7 protein-coding genes are annotated in these 9,606 nt (G+C 68.8%); 5 read left to right on the forward strand and 2 right to left on the reverse strand.

Annotation, left to right across the window (positions count from 1 at the left end; translation table 11 throughout):
- Positions 1–121: 121 nt before the first annotated feature.
- Genes rarD through ilvA form a run of 3 tightly spaced genes read left to right on the forward strand, consistent with a single transcriptional unit; the run spans position 122 to position 5,983 of the window.
- Positions 122–1,099, forward strand: a complete 978-nt coding sequence (gene rarD / locus G6019_RS04150) for an EamA family transporter RarD (RefSeq protein WP_241725869.1) — start codon at positions 122–124, stop codon at positions 1,097–1,099.
- 12 nt (positions 1,100–1,111) lie between these two features.
- Positions 1,112–4,666, forward strand: coding sequence for a DNA polymerase III subunit alpha (gene dnaE, locus G6019_RS04155; protein ID WP_107756233.1), 3,555 nt, complete (start codon positions 1,112–1,114; stop codon positions 4,664–4,666).
- Between the two features lie 42 nt (positions 4,667–4,708).
- Positions 4,709–5,983, forward strand: coding sequence for a threonine ammonia-lyase IlvA (gene ilvA / locus G6019_RS04160; RefSeq protein ID WP_107756234.1), 1,275 nt, complete (start codon positions 4,709–4,711; stop codon positions 5,981–5,983).
- Between the two features lie 7 nt (positions 5,984–5,990).
- Here ilvA and treZ read toward each other — a convergent pair whose 3' ends face one another.
- The gene (gene treZ / locus G6019_RS04165; protein ID WP_182612449.1) at positions 5,991–7,769 is read right to left on the reverse strand and encodes a malto-oligosyltrehalose trehalohydrolase; all 1,779 of its coding nucleotides are present in this window, start codon (positions 7,767–7,769) and stop codon (positions 5,991–5,993) included.
- 54 nt (positions 7,770–7,823) lie between these two features.
- On the opposite strand from treZ, the gene G6019_RS04170 reads away from it, so the two are divergent.
- Positions 7,824–8,501: an IMPACT family protein gene (locus G6019_RS04170; RefSeq protein WP_182612448.1), complete on the forward strand. Its 678-nt coding sequence runs from the start codon at positions 7,824–7,826 to the stop codon at positions 8,499–8,501.
- A gap of 4 nt (positions 8,502–8,505) precedes the next feature.
- Positions 8,506–8,742: a hypothetical protein gene (locus tag G6019_RS04175; protein ID WP_095717309.1), complete on the forward strand. Its 237-nt coding sequence runs from the start codon at positions 8,506–8,508 to the stop codon at positions 8,740–8,742.
- A gap of 95 nt (positions 8,743–8,837) precedes the next feature.
- Here the strand turns inward: G6019_RS04175 and G6019_RS04180 are convergent, their stop codons facing one another.
- Complete coding sequence (locus G6019_RS04180; protein ID WP_182612446.1) at positions 8,838–9,512, reverse strand: nitroreductase; 675 nt, start codon at positions 9,510–9,512, stop codon at positions 8,838–8,840.
- Positions 9,513–9,606 lie beyond the last annotated feature (94 nt).

Here is a 9,606-nt window from a genome sequence, read left to right on the forward strand (position 1 = left end):
CCGGCCGACGCGGTGTGGCAGCGGTTCGCCGTCCGGCCCCTCCAACCACAGCAGGTGGACGCCGCGCTCCCGCTGCCGGACGACGCGCCCGTCCCGTCGGCGTGAACGTCAGGGAGCCGGGATGGCACGGATGCGTGACCGTGGCGTGGTGATCGGGAAGCGGGACCCCACCGACCGGTCCGTGGCGATCGGGATGCTCGCCGGTGCCTGTGCCTACACCCTGTGGGGGTTCTTCCCCGCGTTCTTCCCGTTGCTCGAACCCGCGGGTGCGGTCGAGATCGTGGGCCACCGCGTCGTGTGGTCGCTGGTGATCATGGCGCTGGTGCTCTCCGTCACCCGGCGGTGGCGGCAGCTGTGGTCCCTCGACCGTCTCTCGTGGGCGCGGATCGCCGGGGCCGCCGGGTTCATCACCGTGAACTGGGGGGTCTACGTCTACACGGTCAACTCCGAACGGGTCACCGAGGCCGCGCTCGGGTACACGATCAACCCCCTGGTGAGCGTCCTGCTCGGGGTCCTGATCTTCCGCGAGCGGCTGAACCGGCCACAGGTGGGCGCGGTGGCCCTCGCCGTGGTCGCGGTGGGCGTTCTCACCGCGGGATACGGACACGTCCCGTACCTCTCGCTGCTGCTCGCGACGAGTTTCGGCTTCTACGGGGTCGTCAAGAAGAAGCTCCGTGCGGACCCGGTGGTCGGGATGACCGGGGAGGTGCTGGTCATCGCCCCCCTCGCCCTGTCCGTGCTGGTGTGGCTGGGTGTGACCGGCTCGGGCACGTTCACCGGGCACGGGGTGGGACACTCGGCGCTGCTCGCCGCCTCCGGAGTGGTGACCGTGGTGCCCCTACTCCTGTTCGCGACGGCCGCCCAGCGCATCCCCCTGGCCACCGTGGGAATGCTGCAGTACATCATCCCGATCCTGCAGATGGCCTGGGGACTGCTCGTGGTGGGCGAGCGGCTGGACGCGGTCCAGTGGGCCGGTTTCGCGCTGATCTGGACCGCGGTGATCGTGTTCACGCTGGCGGGGCGGTCGCCACGCTCGGCGCGTGCTGGGGTTTCGGGTCGTGTCGGAGCGGCGACCTACACTGGGCCGGACAAGCCGTAGGAGGAATGCTGCGTGGGCGGATCCCAGTTCGTGCATCTGCACAATCACACCGAGTTCTCGATGCTCGACGGGATGGCGCAGATCACCCCGTTGTTCGCCGAGGCCTCCAGGCTGGGGATGCCGGCGGTGGGAATGACCGACCACGGGAACATGTACGGCTCCTCGGACTTCTACAAGCAGGCCGTCAAGACCGGGATCACACCGATCATCGGCATCGAGGCGTACGTCGCCCCCGAGTCCAGGTTCAACAAGAAGCGTGTGCTGTGGGGCGAGAAGCACCAGAAGGGTGACGACGTCGCGGGGTCGGGCGCCTACACCCACATGACCATGCTCGCGGAGAACGCCACCGGTCTGCGCAATCTGTTCCTGCTGTCCTCCCTGGCCTCGTACGAGGGACAACTGGGTAAGTGGGCCCGCATGGACGCCGAGATCCTCGCCGAGCACTCCGAGGGGATCATCGCCACCTCCGGATGCCCCTCCGGAGAGATCCAGACCCGCCTGCGCCTGGGTCAGCGCAAGGAGGCCTACGAGGCGGCCGAGAAGTGGCAGTCGATCTTCGGGAAGGACAACTTCTTCCTGGAGCTCATGGACCACGGAATCGACATCGAGCGACGGGTCCGGGAGGACCTGGTCGCGCTGGGCAGGGACCTGGGTATGCCGCCGCTGGTGACCAACGACTGCCACTATGTCACCCGCGAACAGGCCCACGCCCACGAGGCGATGCTGTGCGTGCAGACGGGCAAGACCCTCGCCGACGAGAACCGTTTCAAGTTCGACGGCGACGGGTACTTCCTCAAGTCCGCCGACGAGATGCGGGCCCAGTGGGATCCCGAGGTCCCCGGTGGGTGCGACAACACGCTGTGGATCGCCGAACGCGTCCAGCCGTACGACGAGATCTGGGCCCCGAGGGACCGGATGCCCAAGTTCCCGGTGCCCGAGGGCGAGACGGAGGACACGTGGCTGGCCCGTGAGGTCCACAAGGGTCTGGAGTGGCGCTTTCCCGCGGGGGTACCGCAGGAGTACCTGGACCGCGCGCAGTTCGAACTCGAGGTGATCAAGGGCAAGGGGTACCCCGGGTACTTCCTCGTGGTCGGTGACCTCATCGAGTACGCCCGTTCCATCGGGATCAAGGTCGGTCCGGGCCGGGGCTCCGCGGCGGGTGCGCTCGTGGCCTACGCACTCAAGATCACCAACATCGACCCGATCGAGCACGGCCTGCTGTTCGAGAGATTCCTCAACCCGGAGCGCCCGTCCGCGCCGGATATCGATATCGACTTCGACGACCGCCGCCGCGGCGAGATGATCCGCTACGCCAGCGAGAAATGGGGTTCGGACAAGATCGCCCAGGTCATCACGTTCGGCACCATCAAGACCAAGGCCGCCATCAAGGACGCCGCCCGCGTGAACTTCGGCCAGCCCGGCTACGCGATCGCCGACCGGATCACCAAGGCCCTGCCGCCGGCGATCATGGCCAAGGACATCCCCCTGTCGGGCATCACCGACCCCACGCACGAGCGCTACGGCGAGGCCTCGGAGGTCCGCCAGCTCATCGAGACGGACCCGGACGTCAAGCGGATCTACGACACCGCCCGCGGGCTGGAGGGCATGGTCCGCCAGGCGGGCGTCCACGCGTGTGCGGTGATCATGTCCTCCGAGCCGCTGCTCGACGTGATCCCCATGTGGAAGCGTGCCCAGGACGGCGCCCTCATCACCGGCTGGGACTACCCCTCATGCGAGGACATCGGCCTGCTCAAGATGGATTTCTTGGGCCTGCGCAACCTCACTGTGATCGGCGACTGCCTGGAGAACATCAAGTCCAACCGCGGCGAGGAGATCGACCTCGACACGCTCAGCACCGACGATCAGGCGACCTACGACCTGCTGGCCAGCGGCGACACGCTGGGGGTGTTCCAGCTGGACTCCGGTGGCATGCGCGAGCTCCTCAAGCGGATGAAGCCCACCGGCTTCAACGACATCGTGGCCGCTCTCGCCCTGTACCGACCCGGGCCGATGGGGATGGGCACGCACTGGAACTACGCCGACCGCAAGAACGGCAAACAGGAGCTCACCCCGATCCACCCGGAGCTGGAGGAGCCGCTCAAGGAGATCCTGGGCGAGACCCACGGGTTGATCGTGTACCAGGAGCAGATCATGGCGATCTCCCGCGAACTCGCGGGCTACACGGCCGGTGAGGCCGACGGGTTCCGCAAGGCCATGGGTAAGAAGAAGGCAGAGGTCCTGGCGGCCGAGTACGAGAAGTTCTCCGGCGGCATGGGTGAGCGCGGGTTCTCCAAGGAGGCCGTGGACGCGCTCTGGGGCACCATCGAGCCGTTCGCCTCCTACGCATTCAACAAGTCCCACGCGGCCGGCTACGGGCTGGTGTCGTTCTGGACCGGTTACCTCAAGGCCAACTACCCGGCGGAGTACATGGCCGCCCTGCTCACCTCCGTGGGCGACGACAAGGACAAGGCCGCGCTGTACCTGTCCAACTGCCGGCAGATGGGGATCCGGGTGCTGCCGCCGTCGGTCAACGAGTCGCTCACCAACTTCGTCTCGGTGGGCGAGGACATCCGCTTCGGGATGGGTGCGGTCCGCAATGTCGGTACGCACGTGGTGGACTCCGTCGTGTCCGCGCGCAAGGAGAAGGGGGAGTTCACCGACTTCTCCGACTACCTGGCGAAGATCGACCAGACCGCGTGCACCAAGAAGGTCACCGAATCGCTGATCAAGGCCGGAGCGTTCGACTCCCTGGGACACCCGCGCAAGGGCTTGTTCCTGGTCCACGCCGACGCGGTCGAGTCGGTGATGTCCACCAAGAAGGCCGAGGCGGTGGGTCAGTTCGACCTGTTCGGCGGCGGGGATGCGGAGGACGCCGGGGGAGCCTCGGCGTTCAGTGACGTCTTCGCGGTCCGGGTCCCCGACGAGGAGTGGGACATCAAGCAGAAGCTGGCGCTCGAGCGGGAGATGCTGGGACTGTACGTCTCGGGCCACCCGCTCGACGGGCTGGAGTCCGCGCTCGCCGCCAAGACCGACACGTCGATCGCCACCATCCACGAGGGCGAGCTCCCGCACGGCACCGCGGTGACGATCGGCGGGATCATCTCCGGCGTGGACCGGCGGGTCAACAAGAACGGCGAACCGTGGGCGATCGTGACGATCGAGGACTTCAACGGCAGCGTCGAGGTGCTCTTCTTCCCCAAGACCTATCGCCTCGCCGCCCTCGACATCGCCGAGGACGCTGTCGTCCTGGTCAAGGCTCGCATCAACATCCGCGAGGACCGGGTCTCGGTGTTCGGCGACACCCTCGAGGTGCCGGACCTGGTCGTGGGTGGCAACGGCGCCCCGCTGGCGCTGACGTTGCCCACGAAGATGTGCACCATCGAGACGGTCACCGCCCTCAAGCAGGTCCTCGGGCGGCACCCCGGTCCCTCGGACGTCCACCTGCGGTTGGTCAACGGGACGTCGTCCACGGTGTTGCGGTTGGACGACCATCTGCGGGTCGAGACATCGTCTTCGCTCATGGGGGATCTCAAGGCGCTCCTCGGGCCGGGCTGCCTCACCGGATGACCAGTTGGCGGTGACAGACCGCGCGGTGGGACACTGGTCGTCGTGACCGTGACCGACTCCGCCGCGACCCAGGTCGTGACCCCCGACGACATCGACACCGCTGCCCGCCGCATCGGCGATGTGATCCTCGCCAGCGAGCTGCACCAGAGCGAGCGGTTGAGTGAGCAGACCGGTGCGACGATCCTGCTCAAGCGCGAGGACCAGCAGGCGGTCCGGTCGTACAAGATCCGTGGTGCGTACAACCTGATGTCGCAGCTGACCGGTGACGAGCGAAGCGCCGGAGTGGTGACCGCGAGTGCGGGTAACCACGCCCAGGGCGTCGCCTTCGCCTGCCGGAGCCTGGGGATCAACGGCCGCATCTACGTTCCCACCAACACCCCCAAACAAAAGCGCGACCGGATCCTCGCCCACGGACGCAACTGGGTGGAGCTGGTGGTCACCGGCGTCAATTTCGACGCGGCTCAGGCCGCCGCCCGCGCGGACGCCGAGCGGACGGGCGCGACGATGGTCCCGCCGTTCGACCATCCGGACACCATGGCCGGCCAGGGGACCATCGCGGCGGAGATACTGGCGCAACTCGACAGCGTCCCCGACGCGGTGGTCGTGCCCGTCGGCGGTGGCGGACTGGTGGGCGGGCTCGCGACCTACCTGGCGGAGTACGCCCCTGACTGCAAGGTCATCGCGGTGGAACCCGCGGGGGCCCCGTCGCTGACCAGGGCCCTGGAAGCGGGGGAACCGGTGACCCTGGACACCGTCGACACCTTCGTCGACGGCGCGTCAGTGGCCCGGCTCGGCGATTTCCCGTTCGGGGTGATCTCCTCGATGACCGAGCGGATCCAGGTCCTCACGGTGGACGAGGGCGCGGTGTGCACCGCGATGCTGGAGCTGTACCAGAACGAGGGGATCATCGCCGAGCCCGCCGGCGCGTTGGCGGTCACCGCGCTGGACCAGCTCGACATCGAGGAGGGTGCGACGGTCGTCTGCATCATCTCGGGAGGCAACAACGACGTCTCGCGGTACAGCGAGATCATCGAACGGTCGTTGGTCCACCAGGGCCTCAAGCACTACTTCCTGGTCAAGTTCCCCCAGGAACCCGGTCAGCTGCGTCGGTTCCTCGACGAGGTGCTGGGGCCGGAGGACGACATCACGCAGTTCGAATACCTCAAGAGGAACAACCGCGAGTACGGGGCCGCCCTCGTGGGCATCGAACTCGGCTCGGCCACCGGTCTGCATTCACTGCTCGAACGCATGGACGCCTCGCGTATCGACTGCGAGCGGCTCGAGCCCGGAACCGCGGCGTACGAGTACCTGACCTGAGCCCGGTCTACCCCGTCACCGTGTGGGTGCGCACCACCGCGAATCCGAAGGCCTGACAGAAGACCGAGTCATGGTCGACCACCGCTCCCGAAGTGAGCACCTCGTCGCCGGTGACCGGGACCCTGCTCGGTTCGGTTCCGAGGTTCACCACCAACGCCAGAGAGCCGCGGTGGACGATCAACCAGCGGCCGTCGTCGGCTTCGACCCCGCACCGCACGCGCACCGCACCGAGCCACGGATCGCTGAGCTCGGGTTCGGCCCGCCGTAGCGCGATGAGCGCACGGTACCCGCGCAGGATCCCGGCGTGCTGGTCCTCGGACTGCTCGGACCGGTCCAGCACCGACCGCCGGAACGTCTCCGGGTCCTGGGGGTCGGCCACGGTGGCCGGGTCCCATCCCATCTCGGCGAACTCGCGGGTCCGTCCCCGGCGCACGGCCTCGGCGAGGTCGGGTTCGGGGTGCGAGGCGAAGAAGCAGAACGGGGTCCGGGCGCCCCACTCCTCGCCCTGGAACAACATCGGGGTGAAGGGGGAGCACAGGATGATCGCGGCCTTGGCCAGCTGCTGGGCCGGGGTGAGGTTCACCGACGGCCGGTCGCCCGCGGCGCGGTTGCCCACCTGGTCGTGGGTCAGGGTGTAGGCGACGAAGCGGCTGCCCGGCACCCGTTCGACGTCCAGCGGGCGGCCGTGGACCCGGCCCCGGAACGCCGACCATGTCCCCGCGTGCAGGAAGGCCCCGGTGAGCACCTGACGTAACGCCTCGAGGGAGCCGAAATCCGCGTAGTAGCCCTGGCGTTCCCCGGAGACCGCGGCGTGGACGGCGTGGTGCACGTCGTCGTCCCACTGCCCGGTGAGGCCCAGCCCGCCGCCCTCGCGCGCGGTGACCAGCCGCGGGTCGTTCTGGTCCGACTCCGCGATCAGGGACAACGGTCGTCCGAGGTGGGCGGAGAGGGACTCCACCTCCACCGCCAACTGCTCGAGCAGGTGCACGGCCGAGCCGTCGTGCAGGGCGTGGACCGCGTCCAACCGCAGGGCGTCCACGTGGAACTCGTCGAACCAGCGCAGGGCGTTGTCGATGATGTACCGACGCACCTCGCCCGAGTGCGGTCCGTCGAGATTGAGCCCCGACCCCCACGGTCCGTCGGCCGCGGACAGGTACGGGCCGAACTCCGGGAGGTAGTTCCCGGACGGGCCCAGGTGGTTGTAGACCACGTCCAGGCAGACGCCGAGCCCGCGGGCGTGGCAGGCGTCCACGAACTGCTGGAACGCGTCCGGGCCGCCGTACGGCTCGTGCACGGCGAACCACGCCACCCCGTCGTAACCCCAGCCGTACTCCCCGTTGAACGCACCCACGGGCATCACCTCGACCATGTCGACGCCCAGCTCCACCAGGTCGTCGAGGTGATCTATCGCGCTGGTCAGAGTGCCGCCGGGGGAGAAGGTGCCCACGTGCATCTCGTACAGGACCGACCCCGCCAGTTGGCGACCGGTCCAGTGCGCGTCTGACCAGCGGGTGGCGTCCACCCGGTGCACCCGTGAGAGTCCGTGCACGCCGTGCGGCTGGCGCGGCGACCGCGGGTCGGGACGCGGATCGCTCGTCTGGCCGTCGTCGCCCGTCACCACGAACCCGTAGTCCCTGCCCTGCTCCCGCACGACGGTCGAGGACCACCAGCCGTCGGCAGCGCGGGTCATGGGAAAAGGATCGGCGTCGGCGGAGTCCAGGACCAGACCGACGGCTTCGGCTGTCGGCGCCCAGACGGAGAAGGTGTCACTGCTCGCGGAGGTCACACCCCCAGGGTAGGGAATGTGGGCGAGCGGGGGCGGCGCGGCGATACTGGTCCGATGACCGACTCCGCGACTCGTGTGCTCAGGCTGTCCGCCGGCCCGGACGTCACGGGCACGTACGAGGAGAGGCGCTCGAGGTTTCTCGCGGTGTTGAGGAGGTGTGACGACGAGGCCGCCGCCCGTGACCTGATCTCCGACCTCCGTCGCGCCCACCCGGACGCGCGCCATCACTGCAGCGCGTTCCTGGTGGACGTCCCCGGGTCCAGCCGGATCGAGCGCTCGAACGACGACGGCGAACCCTCCGGAACCGCCGGCACCCCCATGTTGGAGGTACTCCGCGGAAGTCGGGTGACAGGGGTCGGGGCGGTGGTCGTGCGGTGGTTCGGCGGAACGCGACTCGGTACGGGCGGGCTGGTCCGGGCGTACGGCTCCGCGGTGTCGTCCGCGGTCGACGAGGCGTGGCGGGCGGGTCGGATCGTGGAGGTGACACGAACCCAGACGTGGCGGGCCGAGGTCGACCACTCACTGGCAGGGGGCCTCGAAGGAGCCGTTCGCGCAGCGGGGGCGCAGGTGCTCGGCGTGGACTACGGCGGGCGGGTCGAACTGACGGTGGCCGGTGACCTCGAGGTGCTGGGTCCGATCCTGGCTACCCGGACGTCCGGTGGCGTCGAATGGGAGCCCGCCGGGGTGGCGACCACCGAGAACGCGGCGCGGCTGCGAGATGTGGAATCCTGACATCATGAGCATGCAGCCCTACCAACCGAACTCGATCGAGGCCCAGAAGCAGCAGGTGCGCAAGGATGCCCGCACCACGGCGATCGCGCTGGGCGTGACCGTGGTGGCGCTGCCGATCGCGTTGTTCGCCAGTTCGTTCTTCACCGTGGTGGCGATACTCGCGGGGATAGTCGCGATCTACAAGGGGAACCAGGTGCGCCAGGCCATCTCGGGCAAGCCCAAGAACCGCGAACTCTACTGACGGACCGGGCCCGCCCGGAACCTGGTCAGCCGTGGCGGCGGACCACCGGCCCCGCTCACCCGTGGCGGCGGACCACCGAGCCCGCCCGGAACCCGTCAGCCGTGGCGGCGGACCACGTCGGTGAGGTCCGCGCGGCCGGCCCGGAAGGTGTTGGCCGGGTGCTCCGGGTCGGCGTACCCGAAGGAGATGCCGCACACGATCATCCGGTCGTCGCTGATTCTCAGGTACTCGCGGACCCCGTCGGAGTACAGCGCGAGGGCGGCCTGGGCGCACGTGGCCACGCCGAGTGAGGACGCCGCCGCCAGGAACGTCGCCACGTAGCCCCCACAGTCCACCGCGCCATAGGTGCCCAGGCCCGCGTCCGAGGTGATCACCGCGACGTGTGGGGCGCCGAAGAACCGGTAGTTCTCCAACATCTGCGTCAGGCGCGCCTCCTTGTCGGAGCGCTCGATGCCCAGCGCGGTGTAGAGGCCGTACCCGCTCTCCCGCCGGCGCTCGCCGTACACGCCGTCGTAGCGCTCAGGTGCCGGCAGATCCGATCGCATGCCGTTGTTCATCACGTACTCGGTGAGGTGCGCGGCGAACCCGGAGGTCGCCGACCCGCTCACCAGGTCGACCTGCCATGCCTGGGAGTTGCACCACGAGGCCGTGCGCTGGGCCATCTGCAGGATCCGGTCGATCGTCTCGTCGGGGACGGGCTGGGACGTGAACCCTCGGCAGCTGTAGCGGTCGTCGAGGATCTGCTCGAGCGTGTCGGCGGCGTCGGTCATGGACCCTCCAGGTGATGGCGCGGAACTGTGATGCCAGTCTCGCACGGGGCACCTCGCGACCCGCGCCCGCCACCGCCCGCCGCGCCCTCACGCC

The sequence above is a fragment of the Dietzia sp. DQ12-76 genome (assembly GCF_014145045.1).
Taxonomy (GTDB): domain Bacteria; phylum Actinomycetota; class Actinomycetes; order Mycobacteriales; family Mycobacteriaceae; genus Dietzia.

Coding starts and splice junctions, on each gene's coding strand:
- G6019_RS04175 (WP_095717309.1), top strand. CDS start 8,506: ATGAGCATGCAGCCCTACCAACCGAACTCGATCGAGGCCCAGAAGCAG.
- G6019_RS04170 (WP_182612448.1), top strand. CDS start 7,824: ATGACCGACTCCGCGACTCGTGTGCTCAGGCTGTCCGCCGGCCCGGAC.
- rarD (WP_241725869.1), top strand. CDS start 122: ATGGCACGGATGCGTGACCGTGGCGTGGTGATCGGGAAGCGGGACCCC.
- G6019_RS04180 (WP_182612446.1), bottom strand. CDS start 9,512: ATGACCGACGCCGCCGACACGCTCGAGCAGATCCTCGACGACCGCTAC.